We start from the raw sequence: 23,170 nt of genomic DNA, 5'->3' as shown, positions 1-23,170 counted from the left end.
CCTCACATCATGCGTTGGGAAACGTCGATCAACTGCCGCACCAGTTCCTTCAACGCGGCGATATCGCCCTCGTGCTTCAGCCTGTCCATATCGTCATAGGCCTGGTCGGCAAAGGCGAGCGTCAGCTGGCTGGCAATCACATTGGCGTGGCAGGAGGTCAGGATCAGCCGCAACGCCTGCAGCGCGCGAGCCGCGCCAAGCCGGCTCTGCGAGGCGCCGGCGAGCGCGAAGACGCGGTTGCGGAACACCTCGCCGCGCGGCTCGTGCAGCTCATGCACGCGGCTGACCCAGTCGATCGCGTTCTTCAGCAGCGGCGGCACCGAGGCGTTGTATTCGGGCGAGACGATCAACACGCCATGATGCGCGCCGATCATGCGCTTGAGATTGATCGCGTGCTTCGGCACACCGGATTTGGCCTGCAGGTCGCCGTCATAAATCGGCAGCGGAAAATCGGCGAGCGAGATCCGGGTGACGTCGACACCGGCCTGATCGAATGCATAGGCAGCGACCGCTGCCAGCTTCGCATTTTGCGAGCCGGTGCGCAGGGAGCCGGGAATGATCAGAATTTTCGGTGCGGACATCCGCTTCCATGCGTTCGGCGAAACGAGACCGCCACGCAAACAGGAATGCCGGCGGAATTAGTCCTTGCGATACACCCAGACGCGGGCCGGCGGAAGGTTCATCCAGATCCGTTCGGAGGCCTCTGTGGACACGCCGGGCAGCGATTTCGGAATCGGCGGCACCACCGCATAGGTGAACTGGACGAAGGGCGCACCGGGCGCCAGGGCCGTGAAGGCGTCGCGGATGAGCCGCAGCCGCGTCAGCATCGGTTTTGTGACCAGCGGCAGGCCGGAGACGACCGCGGAGGCCGGCGCGCTCAGCACGTTCCACAGGGTGTCGCGCAGACGATAGGCATCGCCCTGCACCACCTTGGCCTGCGGATAGCGGTCGCGCAGCAGGGCGCAGAAGCCCGGATTGTATTCGACGAGGACGAGACGTTTCTGATCGACGCCGCGCTCGACCAGGGCCGAGGTGATGGCGCCGGTGCCGGGCCCAAGCTCGACCACCGGTGCGTCCGAATTGACGTCGACGTAATGGGCCATGGTCCGGGCCAGCAGCTTGCCCGACGGCATCACCGCACCCATGTGCAGGGGCTTTTCGATCCATGACCGGAGAAAACGCACCTCGTCATCGAGACGGGGCTTCTTCAACGCACGCGCGGACGATGGCAATGGCATGTCGGGACCGGCCGGGACCGCGGGACCGCGGCGTGTCAGAAAATGGTCATAAAGACGTATAGGCCGAAAGCGGCACGGTCAAGACGCGTCAACTCGCCCGATTACCGAAGAAATCCTTGACCTTGGTGAAGAAACCCTCGGATTCCGGCTGGGTGTTGCCGGAGGAGAGTTTGTCGAACTCGGCCAGCAATTCCTGCTGCTTTTTGGTGAGATTTTGCGGGGTCTCGACCACGACCTGAACGTACATGTCGCCCATCTGGCGCGAGCGCAGCACCGGCATGCCTTTTGATGCGATGCGGAATCGACGGCTGGACTGGGTCCCCGCAGGGACCTTCACCTTGGTCTTGCCCTTCTCGATGGTCGGCACCTCGAACTCGCCGCCAAGCGCCGCCGTCACCATCGAGATCGGCACGCGGCAATGCAGATCGGCGCCGTCGCGCTGGAAGAACTGGTGCTGGGCCAGCGACAGGAAGATGTAGAGGTCGCCGGGCGGGCCGCCGCGGACCCCGGCCTCGCCCTCGCCGGCAAGCCTGATCCTGGTGCCGTCCTCGACTCCAGGGGGAATGTTGACCGACAGCGTCCGCTCGCGGGTGACGCGCCCCTGACCCGAGCAGGACGGGCAGGCGTCCTCGATCATCTGGCCGCGGCCCTGGCAGCCCGGACAGGTTCGCTCCAGCGTGAAGAAGCCCTGCGACTGCCGTACGCGTCCGGCGCCGCCGCAGGTCGAGCAGGTCTTCGGCTTGGTACCGGCCTTGGCTCCGATGCCCGAGCAGGCTTCGCAAGTGACCGAGACCGGGATCTCGATCTGCGCGGTCTTGCCGCCAAAAGCTTCCTCGAGCGTGATTTCCATGTTGTAGCGCAGGTCGGCGCCGCGCTCGCGGCCGCCACGGCCCCCGCGCTGTCCGGCCATGCCGAACAAATCTTCGAAAATGTCGGAAAAGGAGGAGGCGAAGCCCGCGCCGAAACCGGCGCCGCCACCGCCGCCCTGCTCGAAGGCGGCATGGCCGTAACGGTCATAGGCGGCGCGCTTGTCCTTGTCTTTCAGGACCTCGTAGGCCTCGTTGATTTCCTTGAACTTGACTTCGCTGGTGTTGTCCCCGGGATTACGGTCGGGGTGAAACTTCATCGCCAGCTTGCGGAACGACGATTTCAGCGCGGAATCGTCGGCATCGCGTTCGACTTCGAGGGTTTCGTAGTAGCAGCGCTTGGTGGACGTGGACATGATGAGCTCGGTCTATCCGATCGCGATTCAAGTCGGAGCGAAGCAACGTCGCCATGCAGCGATATAAGCACCCTTCCGCCTCGCGGCAGAGGATTGCACGGCAGTGTTCAGAATAACGGCTGGGAATTGATCGATCGTAACGGCCCCGATTTTATCAGTGCCGATTTTATCAGTGCCTTGGCTTGTCGAGCCCGACACGATGGCCTCCCCCGCGAGGGAGGAGGCCGTTGGCGTGTGGAGGGTCCAAGCCGTCCGCATCATCACCCTCGCGGGGTTCAGGCGGACTTCTTGTTGGTCTTGTCGTCGTCGACTTCGGTGAATTCCGCGTCGACGACGTCGTCCTTGGCCGCATCCTTCTTGGCGTCGGCCTCGGCCTGCTGCTTGTACATGGCCTCGCCGAGCTTCATCGAAGCCTGGGCCAGCGTTTGGGTCTTGGCCTTGATCGCTTCGGCATCGTCGCCCTTCAGCGCTTCCTTGAGGTCGCTGACGGCATCCTCGATGGCGCGGCGCTCGGTCTCGGCGACCTTCGAACCGTGCTCGGCCAGTGCCTTCTCAGTCGAATGCACCAGTCCATCCGCGTCGTTTTTGGCAGTCACGGCCTCGCGGCGCTTCTTGTCCGCCTCGGCATTGGCCTCGGCGTCCTTGACCATCTTCTCGATGTCGGCTTCCGACAGACCGCCGGAGGCCTGGATGCGGATCTGCTGCTCCTTGGACGTGGCCTTGTCCTTGGCCGAGACGTTGACGATACCGTTGGCGTCGATGTCGAAGGTCACCTCGATCTGCGGCATGCCGCGCGGGGCCGGCGGAATGCCCATCAGGTCGAACTGGCCGAGCATCTTGTTGTCGGCCGCCATTTCACGCTCGCCCTGGAAGACGCGGATGGTGACCGCGTTCTGGCTGTCCTCGGCGGTCGAGAACACCTGGCTCTTCTTGGTCGGGATCGTGGTGTTGCGGTCGATGATGCGGGTGAACACGCCGCCCAGAGTCTCGATGCCCAGCGACAGCGGGGTCACGTCGAGCAGCAGCACGTCCTTGACGTCGCCCTGAAGCACGCCGGCCTGGATCGCGGCGCCGATCGCCACGACTTCGTCTGGGTTGACGCCCTTGTGCGGCTCCTTGCCGAACAGCTGCTTCACGACTTCCTGGACCTTCGGCATGCGCGACATGCCGCCGACCAGCACCACTTCGCCGATCTCGGCGGCGGTGAGGCCGGCATCCTTCAGCGCCTTGCGGCAGGGCTCGACGGTCTTCTGAACGAGGTCATCGACCAGCGCCTCGAACTTGGCGCGGGTGAGCTTCATCGTCAGATGCTTCGGGCCGGTCTGGTCCGCGGTGATGAAGGGCAGGTTGATCTCGGTCTGCGTCGTCGACGACAGCTCGATCTTGGCCTTTTCGGCGGCTTCCTTTAGGCGCTGCAACGCGAGCTTGTCGTTGCGCAGGTTGATGCCCTGCTCCTTCTGGAATTCGTCGGCGAGATAGCCGACCAGGCGCATGTCGAAGTCTTCGCCGCCGAGGAAGGTGTCGCCGTTGGTCGACTTCACCTCGAACACGCCGTCGCCGATTTCGAGAATCGAGATATCGAACGTGCCGCCGCCGAGATCGTACACGGCGATCGTGCCGGCCTTGGTCTTGTCGAGGCCGTAGGCGAGCGCGGCCGCGGTCGGCTCGTTGATGATGCGCAGCACTTCAAGGCCCGCGATCTTGCCGGCGTCCTTGGTCGCCTGGCGCTGGGCGTCGTTGAAGTAGGCGGGCACGGTGATGACGGCCTGGTCGACCTTCTGGCCGAGATGGGCTTCCGCGGTCTCCTTCATCTTCTGCAGGATGAACGCCGAGACCTGCGAGGGCGAGTAGGTCTGGCCGTCGGCCTCGACCCAGGCGTCGCCGTTGGAAGCCTTCACGATCTTGTACGGAACGAGCTTCTTGTCCTTCTCGACCATCGGGTCGTCGTAGCGGCGGCCGATCAGGCGCTTCACTGCGAAGAACGTGCGCTCGGGATTGGTGACGGCCTGGCGCTTGGCCGGCTGGCCGACGAGGCGCTCACCGTCGTCCGTCACGGCGACGATCGAAGGCGTCGTGCGCATGCCTTCGGAATTCTCGATGACTTTGGCGTTCTTGCCATCCATTACGGCGACGCACGAATTCGTGGTGCCGAGGTCGATCCCGATGACCTTTCCCATGGTCCTGTATCCTTGTTTTTGCGGCAGGCTGGCTGGGCCCAGAAGGCACCCGAACCGAAACCCCCTAAGATCAAACATTCGCGATATTGCGATGGTTGGGGGTCATATAGGAGGGGGGGAGGTGCCTGCAAGGACCGAACGCAAGTTTCGGCCGTGAAAACATTGGGTTTTGGAAGAACATATCCGGGCTGCACCGCCCTTGCGGGTGAGGAATTATTAACAGGTCCGCGATTGGCCGGCATCCGCTACCGCATCCCGCCCCGCCCTGTTGCGGCCAGACCAAAACCGTTAAAAGGCGGGCAGCCGGCCGGGCTCGTCCTCGGGCTGCCTCGCGCGACAAAGCGGCCGGCTGGCCACCATCGAACGGCCTCAATGTGAACCAATCAGAGTGCCCATGAAGCTGATCCGCCCCCTCGCCGCGCTCGCCCTCCTCGTCGCCTCTACGCTTCCGGCTCTGGCCGCCGACGCCGTTTTCCCACCCGGCTTGCGCCTCGGCATGGTGCCATTGGTCGGCCTCAGCACGGCCAAGACCTTTCCCGGCTTCGAGAGCGAGGACGGCAACGTCAAGGTGCTGATCACGGAGCTGCCGCCGGCCGCCTATGGCGAGGTCGTGAGCGCCTTCAACTCCAACCCGGCCGGCACCAACGGCGTCAAGCAGGACAAGATCGAGACGCCCGCGGGCGTGGCCTATTTCACCACGGAGAGCGGCAAGGCGGGCGAGACGCCAGTGCGGCGCTATTCGATGATCGTGCCGGGCGCCGGCTTCTCCGGCTACGTCGCGGTGCAGATTCCGGAGAATGCGATCAAGATCTACACCGACGAGGCGGTGCGGCAGATGTTCGCGAGCGTCGTCACCCGGAAGCAGGTCTCGGCCGAAGAGCAGATCGCACTGATGCCGTTCAAGATCACCGATCTCGCCGACTTCAAGGACGTCCGCACGCTGGCGCCGGGCTCGAGTATCATCCTGGCCGACGGCGACGAGAGCTCCGGCTATGAATCGAAGCCGTTTATCATCCTCGGCGTGATTGGCGCCACACCGCAAGCCGCCGACGACCGCGCCCGCTTCGCCCAAGAGGCGGCGCTCCAGATTCCCGGCGTGCGCGAGTCGCGCGTCACCATGTCCGAGCCGATCCGCATCAGCGGCCAGCAGGGTTTCGAGACCCGGATCGACGGCGTCAGCGGCAAGGACAAGACGCCGGTGACCGTGGTGCAGTGGATCCGCTTCAGCAGCGGCGGCGCCTCGCTGCGCATCATCGCCAGCGCCCCGCGCGAGCAATGGCCGGCCGCCTTCACCCGCTTCCGCGCGGTCCGCGACGGCATCCAGCCGAAGGGCTAGCAGCATCCGCAAGCGGGAGAGGTGCACCGAACCCGCGGCTCAAGCCCAACCACTCACCAAAGCCGGCTGCATTTTCGGGCTTCTGTTCGTATACGAACGGAACTAGGCTCCCCCTCCGTTGAGTTCATCCTGGAGGGAGGCGAATGATGCTGGATCGGCGACAAGTCTTGGCGGCGCTCGGGACGAGCGCGCTCGTGGCGCTCGCGCCAACCGCAATTCTGGCAGCGGCATCGATCAAGCCGGACGATGCATCCGCGCTGCTCGTGATCGACGTGCAGAATTGCTTCCTGCCCGGCGGCAGCCTCGCCGTGAAGGAAGGCGAGCAGGTGGTGCCCGTCATCAACAAGATCTCGAAAGCATTTTCGAACGTGGTGATGACGCAGGACTGGCACACGCAAGGCCATATTTCCTTCGCGTCAGTCCACGCCGGCAAGAAGCCGTTCGAGACCGTCGATCTTCCCTACGGCAAGCAGGTGCTGTGGCCCGACCATTGCGTGCAGGGCACCGACGGCGCCGCGCTGTCGAAAGACCTTGCGATCCCGCACGCCGAGCTCATCATCCGCAAGGGTTTTCACAAGGACGTCGACAGCTATTCGGCCTTCCTCGAAGCCGACGGCAAGACCTCGACCGGTCTCGCCGGCTATCTGAAGGCGCGCAAGATCAAGCGCGTCTTCGTCGCGGGGCTGGCGACGGATTTCTGCGTCGCCTGGACCGCGCTCGACGCGCGCAAGGCGGGCTTCGAGGTCTATGTGGTGGAAGACGCCTGCCGCGGCATCGACAATCAGGGTTCGCTGGCAAAAGCCTGGGCCGACATGGCAAAGGCCGGCGTGAAGCGGATTCAGTCCGCGGATATCGCGGCGAGCGCGTAGGCCCGGTCAAAAAACTGCAAGACCCTCAGCCTGAGGAGCGCGCTTCTTCGCGCGCGTCTCGAAGGATGAAGGCCGCGCTGCAGCAGCGCGGCCTGCATGGTTCGAGACGGCGCTGACGCGCCTCCTCGCCATGAGGATCGACTTAGTTGGCCGCGCCGTTCGGCTCGTTGCTGTTGGCAGCGGGCGCAGCCTTGGCGCCGCCCTTGGCGACACCGACCAAGGCGGGACGCAGCACGCGCTCGCCGATGGTGTAGCCGGCCTGCATGACCTGCACGACCGTGCCTGCGGGCACCGACGCATCGGGCACCTCGAACATCGCCTGCTGGAAGTTCGGGTCGAACTTCTGGCCCGAGGGGTCGAACTTCTTCACGCCGTGTTTTTCCAGCGCGCTGAGCAGCGAGCGCTCAGTCAGCTCGACGCCCTCGATCAGCGAGGCGAGGCCTGCATCGGCCGCCGCACGGGCTTCGGCCGGAACGGCATCGAGCGCGCGCTGCAGGTTGTCGGCGATGTCGAGCACGTCGCGGGCAAAGCCGGTGATGCCGTAGAGGCGGGCATCCGCGACCTCCTTGGTGGTCCGCTTGCGCAAATTCTCCATTTCGGCCAGCGTCCGCAGCATGCGGTCGCGCGCCTCGGCGACTTCCTTCTGCAGAAGCTCGACGGAGCCGGGCTCGGGATCGTCGGGCATGATGTAGGGTTTTGACACCACGGGCTCGCCGGCCGCAGCACTCGTGTCTTCGGGTTGCCGGTCTCGATCGGTCATCGGCTCTCTTTTCGCATTCGTCTCAGGGGGTTTCTGGCCCGGATATCGTGCTTCGGGCGGCGAAAATCAAGCGCCCGTGATCGGCCCGGCCGCCGGTCAGCCCCCCAAGAGCCGGCTGACGATGCGGGCAGCGTAGTCCACGGTGGGGATCACGCGGGCATAATTCAGCCGCGTCGGCCCGATCACGCCCAAAACGCCGACGATATGGCCGGCGGCGTCCCGATAGGGCGAGATGATGGTGGACGAACCCGACAGCGAGAACAGCTTGTTCTCACTGCCGATGAAGATCCGCACGCCTTCCGCGGTTTCGGCCCGGCCGAGCAGGTCGATCACGCCGCGCTTGGTCTCGAGATCGTCGAACAGCAGGCGAACGCGCTCGAGATCCTCCAGCGCATGCAAATCCTCGAGCAGATTGGCGTGGCCGCGGACGATGAGCTGACGATCCTCGTTCTCGCCGCCGGACCAGCTGGCGATGCCGGCCGAGATCACCTTGTGCGTCAGCTGATCGAGCTCGGTGCGCGCCTCTCCGAGCGCGGTCTCGAGCTCCAGCCGCGCCTCGGCCAGGGTCCGGCCCCGAATGCGGGCATTGAGGAAGTTGCCGGCTTCGGTCAACGCCGAGGATGGAACTCCCGGCGGCAGCGTCAACACGCGATTTTCGACCTGCCCGTCCTCGCCGACCAGGATCACCAATGCCTTTTCCGGTTCCAAGCGGACGAATTCGATATGTTTCAGCCGCGCATTGGATTTCGGCGTCAGCACGACGGCGGCGGCGCGGGTCAGGCCGGAGAGCCGCGTCAATGCCTCCTCGAGCGCAGCCTCCACCGATTGCGCGTGGCCGACGGAGGTCAACTGGCTCTGGATCGCCTGCCGTTCACTGTCATTGAGGTCGCCGACCTGCATCAGGGCATCGACGAAGAACCGCAGGCCAAGTTCCGTCGGCAATCGGCCGGCGGAGGTGTGCGGGGCGTAGATTAGGCCAAGCTGTTCCAGATCGGCCATGACGTTGCGGACCGAGGCCGGCGAAAGCGGCATGGCAATCAGGCGCGAAATATTGCGCGAGCCCACCGGCTCCCCGGTCGCGAGATAGCTTTCGACGATTTGACGAAAGATGTCGCGGGAACGCTCGTTGAGCTGGGCGAGGCCCGCGCGCGGCGCGATCAGATGGATCGGATCGTGATGGGCCACAGACGGTAACTCCTCTAAGACACAGGTAATTTGTCTATCCCGGATGCTTCTGACAAGCGTGGCGTTGGCGGATTGGAAATCGGGGGTGAAGAAGGCCTCGATCTTCCCCCTTGCCGCCCACCCTCACCCCCCCTACAAGCACCGCCAACAGCACTTTTTTGAGAGTTTTGGAGGATTTCCCATGCGGCCAAGCCGCCGTGCGCCCGACGAATTGCGCCCCGTGACGCTGGAGCGCGGCGTGGTCAAATATGCGGAAGGCTCGTGCCTGGTGAAATTCGGCGACACCCACGTGCTGGTCACCGCCACGCTGGAAGACCGCCTGCCGCCATGGCTGAAGGGCCAGGGCCGCGGCTGGGTCACCGCCGAATACGGCATGCTGCCGCGCGCGACCTCGGAACGCACCCGCCGCGAGGCCTCCGCCGGAAAGCAGAGCGGCCGCACCGTCGAAATCCAGCGCCTGATCGGCCGCTCGCTTCGCACCATCATCAATCTCGAAGCGCTCGGTGAGCGCCAGATCACGGTCGATTGCGACGTGCTCCAGGCCGACGGCGGCACCCGCACCGCCTCGATCACCGGTGCCTGGGTCGCGCTCGCCGATTGCGTCAGCTGGATGAAGGCGCGCAACATGGTCAAGGCCAATGTGTTGCGCGACAACGTCGCCGCGATCTCCTGCGGCATCTACAAGGGCACGCCCGTGCTCGACCTCGACTATGCCGAGGACTCCGAAGCCGACACCGACGCCAATTTCGTCATGACCGGCGATGGCCGCATCATCGAGGTCCAGGGCACCGCGGAACGCGAGCCATTCACGGAAGCCGAGTTCCTGGCGTTGATGGCGCTGGCGCGCAAGGGCGTCGCGCGTCTCGTGGACTTGCAGAAACTGGCGGTAGCGTAGTCAATAGCCCGATGCACCGCCGAATCACCGGAAAGCTGGTTATCGCGACCCATAATCCCGGCAAGCTCGCCGAGATGAAGGAGCTACTCGCGCCTTACGGCATCGAAGCAGTGTCGGCCGGCGAGCTCGGCCTTCCCGAGCCGGAAGAAACCGGAAACGATTTCCGCAGCAATGCCGCGATCAAGGCGATCGCGGCGGCGCAGGCAACGAAGCTGCCGTCTTTCGCCGATGATTCCGGCATCGTGGTCGACGCGCTCGACGGCGCGCCCGGCATCTACTCGGCGCGCTGGGCCGGCCCGAACAAGGATTTTGCCGCAGCGATGGCGCAGATCGAGCGTCTGTTGCAGGAGCGCGGCGCGACCACGCCGGCCAAACGCAAGGCGCACTTCGTTTCCGCGCTCTGCGTTGCATGGCCCGACGATCATCTCGAAGAGGTCGAGGGGCGCGTCGACGGCACGCTGGTGTGGCCGCCGCGCGGCACCGCCGGCTTCGGCTACGACCCGATGTTTTTGCCCGACGGCCATAGCCGCACCTTCGGCGAGATGGAGAGCATCGAGAAGCACGGCCTGCCGCCGCTCGGTCTCGGCCTGTCGCATCGTGCCCGCGCCTTCGTGAAACTGGCGGAGATCTGCCTTGAGCCGCGCTAAGGAAGCCTTCGGCGTCTACGTGCACTGGCCGTTCTGCCTGTCGAAGTGCCCCTATTGCGACTTCAACAGCCACGTTCGCCACGCCCCGATCGACGAGCCGCGGTTTGCGTCAGCATTCGCGCGCGAAATCGCTGCGACCGCCGAGCGCGCGCCCGGACGCGAAGTCACCTCGATCTTTCTCGGCGGCGGTACGCCCTCGCTCATGCAGCCTGCAACCGTCGGCGCTGTGCTCGACGCCATCGGCAAGCACTGGACCGTGGCGAAAGACGTCGAAGTCACGCTGGAGGCAAACCCGACCAGCGTCGAGGCTACGCGCTTCGCCGGCTATCGCGCCGCCGGCGTCAACCGCGTCTCGCTCGGCGTGCAGGCGCTCGACGATGCCTCGCTGAAAGCGCTCGGCCGCATGCACAGCGCGCGCGAGGCCCTCGATGCCGTCGCTATCGCGCGCCGCTCGTTCGATCGCTATTCGTTCGACCTGATCTACGCCCGTCCCGACCAGACGCCGGCGATGTGGGCCGATGAATTGCGTCTCGCGATCGGCGAGGCGGCCGAGCATCTGTCGCTCTATCAATTGACGATCGAAGAAGGCACGCCGTTCTTCGGCCTACATCAAGCCGGCAAGCTGAAGACGCCGGATGAAGCGGTCGCACGCGCGCTCTACGACGTCACGCAGGAGACCTGCGACAGGCTCGGCCTGCCCGCCTACGAGATTTCAAATCACGCGCGGCGCGGCGCCGAGTGCCGGCACAATCTGGTCTACTGGCGCGGCGAAGAATATGCCGGCATCGGCCCCGGCGCCCATGGCCGCCTCGACATCGACGGTATCAGGCACGCGACCGCCACCGAGAAGCGCCCCGAAGCCTGGCTGATGCGGGTCGAGACCAACGGCCACGGCGTCGTCACCGACGATCTCCTCAACAGCGAAGAGCGCGCCGACGAATTCCTGCTTATGGGATTGCGCCTCGCCGAGGGCATCGACCCCGAGCGTTACAAAGCGCTCTCCGGCCGCTCACTCGATCCCAAGCGCATCACGCTGCTGAGCGAAGAAGGTGCAATCACGGTGGATGCAACGGGACGGCTGCGCGTGACGAGCAGCGGTTTTCCGGTGCTGGACGCGGTGGTCGCGGATCTCGCGGCGTAAAGTCTCTCCATCGTCGTCCTGGCGAAAGCCAGGACGACGTCGAGGAAACAGCTACGCCCCAAAGCTCTTCGGCGAGCCCGCGACCGCAACGCCGCCGCCGGTCGTGACCTTCATCACCGCCAAGCCCCGCTCATTGGTGCCGTCGGCGCGAAAGCGGAACAGGCCGTCGATGCCGGCAAAGCCGGAGGGATTGGTGAGCACGTCCGACGAAAAGCGCGTCGTGCCCTGCGTACGCGCCAGCGCGGCCACCAGGGCGACCGCATCATAGGCAAGCGTGGCGGTGCGCACGGGCTCGGCGCCATATTTGGTGCGATAGCGGCCGGAGAAGGCGCGGAAGCCGGCCGGGTCCGGCGCGGCGTAGAGGCCGCCTTGCAAGTTGGAGCTGGCATAGACGGCCGGACTGTCCCACAGGCCGGTGCCGAGCAGCTGGATATTGCGCAGATTCGCACCCGCCGCGCTCATCGCATCGGCGACCGAGACGACGGCGTCGCCATCATCGGCGATGAACAGCGCATCGGCGCTGCCGAGCTGCTGCGCCACGGTCCGGACCGGCGTGGCGCGATCGGCGCCGTATTTCTCGAACGCGACGATGCGCCCTCCGCGGCGCGGCACCGCCGCCTTCACCGCGGCCTCGACCACATTGCCATAGGCATTGTCGGGCACGAGCACGGCGACGGAGCGCTTCCCGATGCTGGCGGAATATTCGACGATGCGGTTGACGTCGGACTCCGGCAGGAAGCTCAGCAGATAGACACCGCGGCCGGCGATGCTGGAATCGGTCGAGAACGCCATCACCGGGATGCCGCGCGTGCGCGCGATCTGCGCCACCGCAGGCACCGACTGCGCGAATAGCGGCCCCAGGATGATCTCGGCGCCCTCATCGACCGCCTGCTGCGCACTGGCCTGCGCGCCCTGCGGGCTACCATTGTCGTCCTTGATCAGGAGCTGGATGTTGGGATTCTGGAACTCGGCCAGCGCCATCTCGGCGGCGTTGCGCATCGACTGCGCGGCAAGGCCGGCATTGCCAGATGCCGACAGCGGCAGGATCACGGCAACCTTCACCCCGCCGGTGCCGGCGGTCGTCGCCTGTTGCGGCGGGCCGGCCGGCTGGGCCGGAGGCGGGGAGGAACTGCTGAACGGATTGGAGAACTGGCTCAGGCTCTGCTGCACGCCGGCGCAGGCCGACAGCAGCGGCGCGCCGAGCAACAGACCGAGCGCGCTTCGCCGCGTCGCCCCTGACATCAGGGGCCCCTGAACGGGAGACTGCTCCGAAAAGGAGGATCTGGGATCACGTGGGCCCGTCATGACAGTTTCTCTTCCGACCGACCGTCGCCAGCCGGTCACGACATTCTTTCCACGACACCGGCCATGGATTCAGGCATATTGTCGGCAAATAGTTAACTCAAACAAAAGGATAATGCCCGCTTAACGCGGCTTCCTTTCAAGTTCTGGCTAGCTGTCCGCCGTCCGTCACCCAGCATCAAGGCGGCGTTTCCGCCGCGAATATGGCGCTGACGCTTCATTCCCTGGGGAATGTGATGCCGAATGGATCACATTCCAGTCCTGCCTCGCCCCTTGCCTCGCCCAGGCACGATCTTTTTCCGGGGACCGGTTCCCAGCCCCGGGGATCATACCTAAGTTCGTCTGATTATGCGCGCAAAGCCGTCCCCGACAAACACACCTGAGACGACGGAGGCCGCCTCGCGCGGTTTCTCCGTCGACGCCCATCGGCTTGTCGCGCCGAAGGCCGCGCCTGGCCTGCACCTGGTGGCGACCCCCATCGGCAATCTCGGTGACATCACGCTGCGGGCGCTGCAGACCCTCGCCGGGGTCGACGTCATCGCCTGCGAGGACACCCGCATCACGCGGCGTCTGACCGAGCGCTACAACATCTCTGCGCAGCTCAAGCAGTATCACGAGCACAACGCTGAAGCGGCCCGTCCGAAGATCCTGGAGCGGCTTTCGCAGGGCGGCTCGATCGCGCTGGTGTCGGATGCCGGCACGCCGTTGATCTCGGACCCCGGCTACAAGCTGGTGCGCGAGGTCTGCGCCGCCGGCCACGCGGTCTACGCGCTGCCCGGCCCGTCCTCGGTGCTGGCGGCGCTATCGGTCGCAGCGCTGCCGACCGACCGCTTCTTCTTCGAAGGCTTTCTGCCTTCGAAATCCGCCGCGCGAAAGTCGCGCGTGGCCGAGCTTGCGCGCATCGATGCGACGCTGGTGATGTTCGATTCCGGCAACCGCGTGCAGGACACGCTCGCCGAGCTCGCCGAGATCATGGGGACCCGGGAAGCCGCGATTTGCCGCGAGCTGACCAAACTGCACGAGCAGATTTCGCGCGCGACGCTGCGTGAGCTGGCGCGCGATGCCGACACGCTGGAGACGCGCGGCGAATTCGTGCTGGTGATCGCTCCGCCTGCGGCGGATGCCGAGATGCTGACATCGGATGCGCTCGACGACGTCCTGCGTGAGCAGCTTGCCGCGAACAGCGTCAAGGATGCGGTGGCGCATGCGGTCGCCCTCTCGGGCCGGCCGCGCCGCGAGGTCTATGCCCGCGCGCTTGAGCTTGCCAAAGATCTGCGGGGCGGCGATGGCGAAGACTGACGTCCCGTCGGAACCGAAAATCGCCTCGCCCGAGCGCGTCGCCGCGTTCCACACCGGCATCTCTGCGGAAAGCCGCGCTGCGGCTTATCTCATGGCCAAGGGCTACCGCATCCTCGCCAAACGTTACCGCACGCCGCATGGCGAGATCGACATCGTGGCGCGCCGCCGCAATTTGATCGCCTTCGTCGAGGTCAAGGCGCGCGCGACGCTGGACGACGCCGCCTTCGCCGTGACGCCGCGCCAGCAGCAGCGCATCATCGATGCCGCGCAAGGCTGGCTCGTCGCGCATCCCGAGCATGCGGAATTTGAAATGCGATTCGATGCCATGCTGATTGCGCCGAAACGACTTCCACGCCATGTGTTGGCGGCATTCGACGCCTCGACCTGAAAGGCAGACCATGAAACTGAACGTCGCCGTCCAGATGGACCCCATCGCCCGCATCAACATCAAGGGCGATTCCACCTTTGCGCTGCTCCTGGAGGCGCAGAAGCGCGGCCACGGCCTGTCCTATTACACGCCCGACAAGCTCTCGATGGTCGGCGAGGAAATCGTCGCTCCGGTTCAGCTGCTCACCGTGCGCGACGAGCCCGGCAATCATTTCACCCTGGGCGAACCCAGGCGCGAGGCGCTCAACAGCTTCGACGTGGTGTTGCTGCGCCAGGATCCGCCGTTCGACCTCGCCTACATCACCTCGACGCACCTTCTCGAACGCATCCATCCGAAGACACTCGTCGTCAATGACCCCGCATCGGTGCGCAACGCGCCGGAAAAGCTGTTCGTGATGAACTTCCCGCAGCTGATGCCGCCGACGCTGATCTCGCGCGATCTCGACGAGATCAACGCCTTTCGCGACAGGCATGGCGCCGTCGTCATGAAGCCGCTGCACGGCCATGGCGGCGCTGCGGTGTTCCGCGTGATGCCGCAGGACATGAATTTCGGCTCGCTGTTCGACATGTTCTCGGTGACATTCAAGGAAGCCTGGGTGATCCAGCAGTTCATCCCCGAGGTGAAGCACGGCGACAAGCGCATCATCCTGATCAACGGCGAGTTCGCGGGCGCGGTGAATCGTGTCCCGGCCGCCGACGACCTCCGCTCCAACATGGTGCGCGGCGGCGCTGCGCAGGAGACCGAGCTCACGCCGCGCGAGCGCGAGATCTGCGCTACCGTCGGCCCGGCGCTGCGCGAGCGCGGGCTGTTGTTCGTCGGCATCGACGTCATCAACGGCAACCTCACCGAGATCAACGTGACCTCGCCGACCGGCATCCGCGCCATCGCGCGGCTCGGCGGACCGGACGTTGCCGCAAAGCTCTGGGACGTGATCGAGCAAAAGCGCGCGAAGTAGCCGCCGGCCCGTAGCCCGGATGGAGCGCAGCGAAATCCGGGATGCCACATCATGTTCAGCGGCCCCGGATTGCGCTTCGCTCCATCCAGGCTACGTAATGCATGCGCGGCATCACCCCACACACCACTAACCACCCATTCACCATGACGCCGCGCGCATCATTCGAACGCAGTGGCCGCACTGCGTGAAACTACGGGGCCGGTGGCCGACCGGCTAACGCGACGTTCACCATCTGCCGAAAGACCACAGCGCGGCCGTCGATCACATTCGGCCTCGCAACACCGCTTATACTTTTGCTGCCTACTCATCGATGTCGGGGAGCCCGCCAGGTGCGGTTCGAGTGCCCCGCGTAGAGTAGAAGCGTATGAACACCGCACGCATTGTCGTTCTCGTCATCGCACTGGGCGCCGGCGGCGTCGCTGCGTATCTGGCGAGCGGCTATGACAACAAGCCCGCGCCCGTTCTCCCCGTCGCCGAGAAGCTGCCGACGGTCGAGGTCCTGGTCGCCAAGAACGACATCCAGCTCGGTCAAGCCGTGAAGCCCGAGGACCTGCAATGGCAGCTCTGGCCGGCGGCGACCGCGAGCAGCGCCTTCATCCGCCGCGACAACAGGCCCGAGGCGCAGATCCAGATTGCAGGCTCGATCGCACGCGTGCCGTTGATGCAGGGCGAGCCAATCCGCGAGCAGAAGCTGGTCAGGGCCGACGGCTCCGGCTTCATGGCCGCGATCCTGCCGTCGGGCATGCGCGCCGTCTCCACCGAGATTTCAGCCGAGACTGCCGCCGGCGGCTTCATCCTGCCGAATGACCGCGTCGACATCATGCTGACCCGCCGCCTGAAGAATCCTGACGGGGCCGCCGGTAACGACCTCATCCTATCCGAAGCGATCCTGACCAATATCCGCGTGCTCGCGATCGACCAGGCGCCGAAGGAAAAGGACGGCCAGAACGCCGTCGTCGGCAGGACCGTCACGCTCGAGCTTAAACCCGACCAGGTCGCCGCGCTATCGGCAGCGCGCCAGGGCGGCACGCTGACACTCGCGCTGCGCAGCATCGTCGATGCCAACTCGGTCGACAGCACGCCCGAGGACCAGGCGAGCAAGCGGTCCGGCGGGGTCAACGTGATCCGCTACGGCGTACAGGCGCGGCAACTGACGTCACAGAAGTGATGGGGACATGATGAACTACGGGGATGATCGGACGGGCATGCGCATTCGGGGGAATCGCGCGCGCTCGTTCTGGACGGGGACGATGCTGACCCTGGGGCTCCTCGCAGCCCCCGATGTCGTCAGCGCCGCAGATGCGCCGGTCGGCGACCAGGCGCCGATGCAGGCAGCCGATCTCGATGTTTCGCCGGTCGGGACGATCGCGCCGGCGAAGACGCGCTTCCTGTCGCTCGGCGTCGGCAAGTCCGCCGTCATCGACCTGCCGCGCGACGTCAAGGACGTGCTGGTCGCCGATCCCAAGATCGCCAATGCCGTGATCCGCTCGGCCCAACGCGCCTATATCATCGGCGGACAGGTCGGCCAGACCAACGTCGTGTTCTTCGCCGCAGACGGCCAGCAGGTCGCCGCCTACGATATCGCGGTGAAGCGCGATCTCAACGGCATGCGCACGGCGCTGCGCCAGTCGCTGCCGGGCGTGCAGATCGAAGGCGTCGGCGACAGCGTGATGCTGACAGGCTCGGTATCGAGCCCGGTCGAGGCCCAGCAGGCCGGCGACGTCGCCGCGAAACTGGTCGGCGGCTCCGACAAGGTGGTCAATAACATCATCGTGCGCGGCCGCGACCAGGTGATGCTCAAGGTCGTCGTCGGCGAAGTGCGCCGCGATATCGTCAAGCAGTTGGGCGTCGATCTCAGCGCCAGTCTGAACGCCGGCACCGCGGTGGTGAACTTCAACAATTCCAACCCGTTCTCGGTCAGCGGCGGACCGATCGTCAGCAACAACGGATTAGGTGTCGCCGGTCTCACCAAAGGCTTCGCGACCGTCAGCGCCACGATGCGCGCGATGGAAAGTGCCGGTGTCATGCGCACGCTCGCCGAGCCGAGCCTGACCGCGATCTCCGGCGAATCCGCCACCTTCATCGCCGGCGGCGAATTCCCCATTCCCTCGGGCTATGCCTGCGATCCCGTCACCCACGTTTGCACCACCCAGATCACCTACAAGAAGTTCGGCATCTCCCTGAACTTCACCCCGGTCGTGCTGAGCGAGGGACGGATCAGCCTGCGGGTGATGACCGAGGTGTCCGAGCTGTCGAACCAAAGCGCCATCACGGTGACCCAGGCGCTGTCGTCGAGCTCGACCAACTCGATCACCATCCCCTCGATCCAGACCCGCCGCGCCGAAACGACGCTGGAAATTCCCTCGGGCGGCTCGATGGCCATGGCCGGCCTGATCCAGCAGCAGACCAAACAGGCGATCAACGGCCTGCCCGGCGTCGACCAGGTGCCGATCATCGGCGCGCTGTTCCGCAGCCAGGACTTCGTCAACAACGAAACCGAGCTGATGGTGATCGTGACGCCCTATGTGGTGCGCGCGGTGGCTCAGAAGGAGCTGTCCCGCCCCGACGACGGCTTCGCCCCGGCGTCTGACGCCCAGACGGCGCTGCTCGGTCGCATGAACCGCCTCTATGGCGTCGCGCGCCGCGTCGATCCGATCGCGGGCACGCCCGGCGATTTCGGCTTCATCATCGACTGACGACGAACGGACAGGTTGGGGAACGGGGCAAGAGACGGGGCACGAGGGGATGAAGCGATGACGAAGACCATGGCCGATCGACGTCGCGGGTTGAGCGTCGCGCTGGCACTGACGGGGCTCTCCGTCATGCTGGGCGCCTGCAACACCACCGGCGAGATCGTCACCCAGACGGTGCCGACCGACTATCGCCAGCGTCACCCGATCGCGGTCGAGGAAGCCAAGAAGTCGATCGTGATCTTCGTCGGCAAGGCTCGCGGCGGCCTCTCGGCCGCGCAGCACGCGGACGTCGCCGGCATTGCCCGGGACTGGGTGCGCGAAGGCACCGGCTCGGTCGTGGTCGACGTCCCGGTCAACGCGGCGAATTCGCGCGCGGCGGCGGCGACCTATCACGAGATCCGTTCCGTGCTCGCATCCGTCGGCGTGCCATCGCGTGCCATCGTCCAGCATCCCTATCGGCCCGAGGATCCAGGGCTGCTGCCCACCATCCGCCTGAGCTATTCCCGGATCGCCGCGGTCGCCGGCCCCTGCGGGCTGTGGCCGGAAGATATCGGCCCCTCCATCCTCGACCCCGGCTACAACGAGAACCGGCCCTATTTCAATCTGGGCTGCGCCAGCCAGCGCAACCTCGCGGCCATGATCGACAATCCGGCCGACCTGGAGCAGCCGCGGTCCGAGACGCCGGTCTATAACGCACGGCGTGACATGGCCTTCGAGCGCTATCGCAAGGGCACGCCGATCGCGAGCAGCAATCCAGACGCCGACAAGGCCAAACTCAGCGATACAGGCAGATGACACGCGTCCACGACGAAGAAGCGGACGATCCGCAGCACCCCGAGGAACACATTGCGCCGGTTCCTCGCATCTCCGTGCAAGCCTTTTGCGAGACCGCGCAGACGCTCGCCGCGGTGACCGCGGCCGGGCAGGATCGCCGTCTCGCCAAGGCGCATCTCACGGCCAAGGACGGTGGCCTCGCGGCGGCAATCGAAGTCTATGAAACGATGCCGACGCCGAACGTCATCGTGATCGAATCCGACGGCACCCGCGACATCCTCGAGGGCCTCGACGACCTCGCCGGCGTCTGCGATCCCGGCACCCGTGTGGTCGTGATCGGCAATCCCAACGACACCGCGCCCTATCGCGAGTTGGTCCGCCGCGGCGTCAACGACTATGTGGTGGGACCGGTCGAAACGCTCGACGTCGTCCGCTCGATCTGCAGCCTGTTCTCGGCGTCCGAAACCATCATCACCGGCCGCGTCATCGCGGTGGTCGGGGCCAAGGGCGGTGTCGGTGCCTCCACCGTCGCGCACAATGTGGCCTGGACCATCGCCCGCGACCTCGCGCTCGATTCCGTCGTGATCGATCTCGACCTCGCCTTCGGCACCGCGGGTCTCGACTACAACCAGGACCCGGTGCAAGGCATCGCCAATGCGGTGCTGTCGCAGGATCGGCCGGACACGGCCCTGATAGAGCGTCTGCTCTCCAAATGCACCGAGCGTCTCAGCCTGCTTGCTGCGCCCGCCACCCTTGACCGCGTCTACGATTTCGGCGCGGAGGCCTTTGACGCGGTGTTCGACACGCTGCGCATGGCCACGCCCTGCATCGTGCTCGATGTTCCCCATCAATGGTCGGGCTGGACCCGTCGCGCGCTGGTCAACGCGGACGACATCGTCATCGTGGCCGAGCCCGATCTTGCGAACCTGCGCAACACCAAGAACATGCTGAACGTCTTGAAGGCGGCGCGGCCGAACGACCGGCCGCCGCTCTACTGCATCAACCAGGTCGGCATGCCCAAGCGGGCGGAGATCGAGGTCAAGGCCTTCGCCAAGACCATGGAGAGCCAGCCGATCGCGGTGATCCCGTTCGATTCGAAGCTGTTCTCGACCGCGGCCAACAACGGCCAGATGATCGCGGAGGTCTCCAAGAGCCACCGCACCACCGAGCTGTTCCAGAACATGGCGAACCGCCTCGCCGGGCGGGGCGAAGTGAAGAAGCCGAAGCGCTCGCTGCTCGGGCCGCTGCTGAAGAAGCTGAAGGGCAGGTCGGGTCGCGGGTCAGCCCCGCATCGCAAGGCATCCTGAGCAAGGCGTTCTGAGCAAGGCGTTCGGACCAAGGCTTCCTGACACGGCATCCTGACGCGCGCGAGCGAGTTACTTCTCCGCCCGCTGCTGCTTCTTCACCAGCAACTGCCGCAGCGCCGTGACCTTGGCCGCCGCCTGATCCGGCGGCAGGTCCGCCTTCACGATGGCTTCGGCCTCGGCCTGCTTTCCTTCGAGTCCCAGCACGAGCGCGAGATTGGCGCGCACGCGGAAATCGGCGGGATTGCGCTCGTGCGCCCGGCGCATCGTTTCCTCAGCCCGCGGCAGATTGTTCTGCAGCATGTAGGACAGTCCGAGATTGGACAGCACCGACGGCTCGTCCGGCACGATCTTCAGCGCGGCGGCGTAATATTGCTGCGCCTCCTCGTTGCGACCGAGCTGATCGAGCGCGGCGCCTTGCGCCGACAGGATATGCCAGTCGGGATCCTCGGGCGAATGCGCGCGGCCGAGGACGTCGAACGCCTGCTGGAAACTGCCGCTGTCGGCGAGCGCACGGCCGTAGCCGGCGAGCAGCGCCTTGTTGCTGGAATGGGCGAGCACGGCCTGCTCCAGCACCGCGAGCGCCTGCGCGCGCTGGCCGGTCTGGCGCAACGCCTTGCCGTATTCGAGCGCGACGTTGGGATCGCCAGGCTTGGCGCGATAGCGCTCGCGCAGCGCATCCATGTCCGGCTTCACGTCCGGCTTGGCCTCGGCCCTGCCAGCCGTGTCCGACTTTCCGCCGAGCGCGCCGGTGATGTCCTCGATGCCGGTTGTCTGACAGCCGCCGAGGGCCAGGATCAGAAGCGCGGAAAACAGATATCTCGCCGGAAGAGAGGCGACGGACAAACGCTTGGACATACTCTGATCACTCGGCGACTGATCAGAGATGCTTACCGATTAACGCTAAAGTCCCGTTAAGGCGGGGCGCTTCCGAAAGCTCAGTCGGTGAATTCAGCGCCGAACTCGCAGCCGATGCGCCAGCGCAGGCGGCACTGCCGGGAATAGTCGGGCGCGAAGATGATGGTGAATTGCGGCGGCACTTCCAGAAATTCCGCCACGACTTTCACGCCGCCATCCGAAATATCCGTGATCGTGCAGTCCCGCGGCAGCGAACCCGCGCCAAAATGAATCTTGGCGAGCCGCGTGCACATCCGTCGTTCGCTTCTCCGGCGATTTGCAAGCATTTGAATTGTTCACCCGTTAGACCACGGCCCATCCCGCACCCCTAGGAGTAGCGGACATTCGTTGGAATGTGCTGAGCAGAGCAGCTTGCATTCGAGGCGTAGTGTCTTCGTCGTGTTTACGATTGGTTAGGACCTTCCGGCGCCCCTCGACCCGTTCCTGTATTGTTCTTGCAAGAATTGGCCCGCTCTGCTACCCCTAATTGTGCAAAAGGGCAGGCTGGTTCGGGCATGGTTCAGCGGGTTTCTACCGTCGCCTTTGAGGGGATCGAGGCCCGCGCGGTCGACGTGCAGGTGCAGGTCGCGCCCGGTCTGCCGGCCTTCGCGATCGTCGGTCTCCCGGACAAGGCGGTGTCGGAGGCGCGCGAGCGGGTCCGCTCGGCGCTGATCGCCTCGGGGCTGGCGCTGCCGGCGCGGCGGATCACCGTCAATCTCGCGCCCGCCGATTTGCCCAAGGAGGGCAGCCATTATGACCTGCCGATCGCGCTCGGCCTGATGGGGGCGATCGGCGCGATCCCTCCGGATGCGCTGTCCGGCTTCACCGTTCTGGGCGAGCTTGGCCTCGACGGATCGATCGCGCCGGTCGCCGGTGTTCTTCCCGCCGCGATCGGCGCCAATGTGCGCGAGGAGGGGCTGATTTGTCCGGCGGCTTGCGGCTCGGAAGCGGCATGGGCGAGCCCGGACATCCAGATCATCGCCGCAAGTTCGCTGATCCAGATAGCCAACCATTTCAAGGGAACGCAGGTGCTGTCGCGGCCTGTGCCGAAGGTGCATGAAGCAGCAAGCTCGCCGCTCGACCTGCGCGACATCAAGGGCCAGGAGAGCGCCAAGCGGGCGCTGGAGATCGCGGCCGCCGGCGGCCATCACCTGCTGATGATCGGCGCGCCCGGCGCCGGCAAATCGATGCTGGCGGCACGCCTGCCCTCGATCCTGCCGCCGCTGTCACCGGGCGAGTTGCTCGAGGTCTCGATGATCGCCTCTGTTGCCGGCGAGATCGAGGGCGGCGCACTGACGGCGCGGCGGCCGTTTCGCTCGCCGCATCATTCCGCCAGCATGGCTGCGCTCACCGGCGGCGGCATGCGCGCCCGGCCCGGCGAGATCTCGCTCGCGCATCAGGGCGTGCTGTTCCTCGACGAGCTCCCCGAATTCGATCCGCGCGTGCTGGATTCGCTGCGCCAGCCGCTGGAGAACGGCGAGGTCTCGGTGTCCCGCGCCAATCACCGCGTCACCTATCCCGCACGCTTCATGCTGGTCGCGGCGATGAATCCCTGCCGCTGCGGCAATGCGTTCGAGCCCGGCTATGCCTGCAAGCGCGGCCGCATCGATCGCTGCACGGGCGACTACCAGGCCCGCATCTCGGGGCCGCTGATGGACCGCATCGATTTGCGCATCGAGGTTCCCGCGGTGACCGCGGCCGATTTGATCCTGCCGCCGCCCGCAGAGGGCTCGGCCGAAGTCGCCGCGCGCGTGGCGGCGGCGCGGGATATCCAGCTCGCCCGCTACGCGGACGCCGGCCTGCCGAAGGTTCGCACCAATGCCGAAGCGCCGGCCTCGGTGCTGGAGGAGATTGCCAAACCGGATGCGCAAGGCCAGAAGCTGCTGCGCGACGCCGCCGAGACCATGCGGCTGTCGGCGCGCGGCTATCACCGCGTGTTGCGGGTGGCGCGCACGCTGGCCGATCTCGATCATGCGGACAGGATCGGCCGGCTGCATCTCGCCGAGGCCTTGTCCTACCGCGCACTCGCGGAGGATGTGCGCCAGATCGCCTGACCGATACGCCCGCGGCATCTTCCTGACGAACAGC

The 23,170-nt window shown here is 65.7% G+C and carries 22 protein-coding genes; 13 read left to right on the top strand and 9 right to left on the bottom strand.

What is annotated here, in order from left to right; all coding sequences use genetic code 11:
• Nucleotides 1–2 precede the first annotated feature (2 nt).
• From IVB50_RS10945 to dnaK, 4 genes are all read right to left on the bottom strand, one after another.
• On the bottom strand, nucleotides 3–581 hold the full coding sequence (locus IVB50_RS10945) for an NAD(P)H-dependent oxidoreductase (RefSeq protein ID WP_026233850.1): 579 nt from the start codon (nucleotides 579–581) through the stop codon (nucleotides 3–5).
• A gap of 57 nt (nucleotides 582–638) precedes the next feature.
• The gene (locus IVB50_RS10940) at nucleotides 639–1,238 is read right to left on the bottom strand and encodes an rRNA adenine N-6-methyltransferase family protein (RefSeq protein ID WP_007598495.1); all 600 of its coding nucleotides are present in this window, start codon (nucleotides 1,236–1,238) and stop codon (nucleotides 639–641) included.
• Between the two features lie 88 nt (nucleotides 1,239–1,326).
• Complete coding sequence (dnaJ, locus tag IVB50_RS10935; protein WP_018459605.1) at nucleotides 1,327–2,460, bottom strand: molecular chaperone DnaJ; 1,134 nt, start codon at nucleotides 2,458–2,460, stop codon at nucleotides 1,327–1,329.
• A 275-nt stretch (nucleotides 2,461–2,735) separates the two neighbouring features.
• Nucleotides 2,736–4,637: a molecular chaperone DnaK gene (dnaK, locus tag IVB50_RS10930; RefSeq protein WP_007598490.1), complete on the bottom strand. Its 1,902-nt coding sequence runs from the start codon at nucleotides 4,635–4,637 to the stop codon at nucleotides 2,736–2,738.
• A 394-nt stretch (nucleotides 4,638–5,031) separates the two neighbouring features.
• Here dnaK and IVB50_RS10925 point away from each other — a divergent pair, with 394 nt between their 5' ends.
• Both IVB50_RS10925 and pncA read left to right on the top strand, forming a co-directional pair.
• Complete coding sequence (locus tag IVB50_RS10925; protein ID WP_018459606.1) at nucleotides 5,032–5,973, top strand: hypothetical protein; 942 nt, start codon at nucleotides 5,032–5,034, stop codon at nucleotides 5,971–5,973.
• A 146-nt stretch (nucleotides 5,974–6,119) separates the two neighbouring features.
• Entirely contained in the window at nucleotides 6,120–6,842 is a 723-nt protein-coding gene (gene pncA / locus IVB50_RS10920) for a bifunctional nicotinamidase/pyrazinamidase (protein ID WP_026233851.1), read from the top strand.
• A gap of 142 nt (nucleotides 6,843–6,984) precedes the next feature.
• On the opposite strand, the gene grpE is transcribed toward pncA, so the two are convergent.
• Together grpE and hrcA are read right to left on the bottom strand one after the other, a co-directional pair.
• Nucleotides 6,985–7,602, bottom strand: a complete 618-nt coding sequence (gene grpE / locus IVB50_RS10915) for a nucleotide exchange factor GrpE (protein ID WP_085349936.1) — start codon at nucleotides 7,600–7,602, stop codon at nucleotides 6,985–6,987.
• A 96-nt stretch (nucleotides 7,603–7,698) separates the two neighbouring features.
• The gene (hrcA, locus tag IVB50_RS10910; protein ID WP_007598483.1) at nucleotides 7,699–8,787 is read right to left on the bottom strand and encodes a heat-inducible transcriptional repressor HrcA; all 1,089 of its coding nucleotides are present in this window, start codon (nucleotides 8,785–8,787) and stop codon (nucleotides 7,699–7,701) included.
• A 181-nt stretch (nucleotides 8,788–8,968) separates the two neighbouring features.
• Between hrcA and rph the strand changes: the two genes are divergently transcribed.
• From rph to hemW, 3 genes are read left to right on the top strand one after another with little or no spacing between them, the layout of a single operon-like run.
• On the top strand, nucleotides 8,969–9,682 hold the full coding sequence (gene rph, locus IVB50_RS10905; protein WP_007598482.1) for a ribonuclease PH: 714 nt from the start codon (nucleotides 8,969–8,971) through the stop codon (nucleotides 9,680–9,682).
• Nucleotides 9,683–9,693: 11 nt separating this feature from the next.
• Nucleotides 9,694–10,329, top strand: coding sequence for an RdgB/HAM1 family non-canonical purine NTP pyrophosphatase (gene rdgB / locus IVB50_RS10900; protein WP_018459609.1), 636 nt, complete (start codon nucleotides 9,694–9,696; stop codon nucleotides 10,327–10,329).
• Nucleotides 10,316–11,470, top strand: coding sequence for a radical SAM family heme chaperone HemW (gene hemW / locus IVB50_RS10895; RefSeq protein ID WP_018459610.1), 1,155 nt, complete (start codon nucleotides 10,316–10,318; stop codon nucleotides 11,468–11,470). Before rdgB ends, hemW begins: the two co-directional genes overlap by 14 nt.
• A 51-nt stretch (nucleotides 11,471–11,521) precedes the next feature.
• Here hemW and IVB50_RS10890 read toward each other — a convergent pair whose 3' ends face one another.
• Nucleotides 11,522–12,712 carry a penicillin-binding protein activator gene (locus tag IVB50_RS10890; protein ID WP_247295832.1) on the bottom strand — a complete coding sequence of 397 codons (1,191 nt, stop codon included), beginning with the start codon at nucleotides 12,710–12,712 and terminating at the stop codon, nucleotides 11,522–11,524.
• 408 nt (nucleotides 12,713–13,120) lie between these two features.
• Between IVB50_RS10890 and rsmI the strand changes: the two genes are divergently transcribed.
• The 7 genes from rsmI to IVB50_RS10855 all read left to right on the top strand — a co-directional run bounded on the left by rsmI (nucleotide 13,121) and on the right by IVB50_RS10855 (nucleotide 20,188).
• Nucleotides 13,121–14,071 carry a 16S rRNA (cytidine(1402)-2'-O)-methyltransferase gene (gene rsmI / locus IVB50_RS10885; RefSeq protein WP_247295830.1) on the top strand — a complete coding sequence of 317 codons (951 nt, stop codon included), beginning with the start codon at nucleotides 13,121–13,123 and terminating at the stop codon, nucleotides 14,069–14,071.
• The gene (locus tag IVB50_RS10880) at nucleotides 14,058–14,459 is read left to right on the top strand and encodes a YraN family protein (RefSeq protein WP_018459613.1); all 402 of its coding nucleotides are present in this window, start codon (nucleotides 14,058–14,060) and stop codon (nucleotides 14,457–14,459) included. The genes rsmI and IVB50_RS10880 overlap by 14 nt, the downstream gene beginning before the upstream one ends.
• Nucleotides 14,460–14,469: 10 nt before the next feature.
• Nucleotides 14,470–15,414 (top strand): glutathione synthase, encoded by a 945-nt coding sequence (gene gshB, locus IVB50_RS10875; RefSeq protein ID WP_018459614.1) that lies wholly within the window; start codon nucleotides 14,470–14,472, stop codon nucleotides 15,412–15,414.
• Nucleotides 15,415–15,778: 364 nt separating this feature from the next.
• Entirely contained in the window at nucleotides 15,779–16,582 is an 804-nt protein-coding gene (gene cpaB / locus IVB50_RS10870) for a Flp pilus assembly protein CpaB (protein WP_018459615.1), read from the top strand.
• Between the two features lie 10 nt (nucleotides 16,583–16,592).
• Complete coding sequence (locus IVB50_RS10865) at nucleotides 16,593–18,110, top strand: type II and III secretion system protein family protein (protein WP_026233853.1); 1,518 nt, start codon at nucleotides 16,593–16,595, stop codon at nucleotides 18,108–18,110.
• A 57-nt stretch (nucleotides 18,111–18,167) separates the two neighbouring features.
• Nucleotides 18,168–18,902 (top strand): pilus assembly protein CpaD, encoded by a 735-nt coding sequence (locus IVB50_RS10860; RefSeq protein ID WP_018459617.1) that lies wholly within the window; start codon nucleotides 18,168–18,170, stop codon nucleotides 18,900–18,902.
• Nucleotides 18,899–20,188 (top strand): AAA family ATPase, encoded by a 1,290-nt coding sequence (locus tag IVB50_RS10855; RefSeq protein ID WP_247295828.1) that lies wholly within the window; start codon nucleotides 18,899–18,901, stop codon nucleotides 20,186–20,188. Before IVB50_RS10860 ends, IVB50_RS10855 begins: the two co-directional genes overlap by 4 nt.
• Nucleotides 20,189–20,257: 69 nt before the next feature.
• On the opposite strand, the gene IVB50_RS10850 is transcribed toward IVB50_RS10855, so the two are convergent.
• Nucleotides 20,258–21,043, bottom strand: a complete 786-nt coding sequence (locus tag IVB50_RS10850) for a tetratricopeptide repeat protein (RefSeq protein WP_018459619.1) — start codon at nucleotides 21,041–21,043, stop codon at nucleotides 20,258–20,260.
• 80 nt (nucleotides 21,044–21,123) lie between these two features.
• On the bottom strand, nucleotides 21,124–21,369 hold the full coding sequence (locus IVB50_RS10845) for a PilZ domain-containing protein (RefSeq protein ID WP_007598461.1): 246 nt from the start codon (nucleotides 21,367–21,369) through the stop codon (nucleotides 21,124–21,126).
• Between the two features lie 228 nt (nucleotides 21,370–21,597).
• Here IVB50_RS10845 and IVB50_RS10840 point away from each other — a divergent pair, with 228 nt between their 5' ends.
• Nucleotides 21,598–23,136, top strand: coding sequence for a YifB family Mg chelatase-like AAA ATPase (locus tag IVB50_RS10840; protein ID WP_085359551.1), 1,539 nt, complete (start codon nucleotides 21,598–21,600; stop codon nucleotides 23,134–23,136).
• The last annotated feature ends 34 nt before the right edge of the window (nucleotides 23,137–23,170 follow it).

Source organism: Bradyrhizobium sp. 87 (genome assembly GCF_023073015.1).
Taxonomy (GTDB): domain Bacteria; phylum Pseudomonadota; class Alphaproteobacteria; order Rhizobiales; family Xanthobacteraceae; genus Bradyrhizobium; species Bradyrhizobium canariense_D.
The sequence above is the reverse complement of the archived record's forward strand: the minus strand, read 5'-3'. Positions and strand labels throughout refer to the sequence as shown.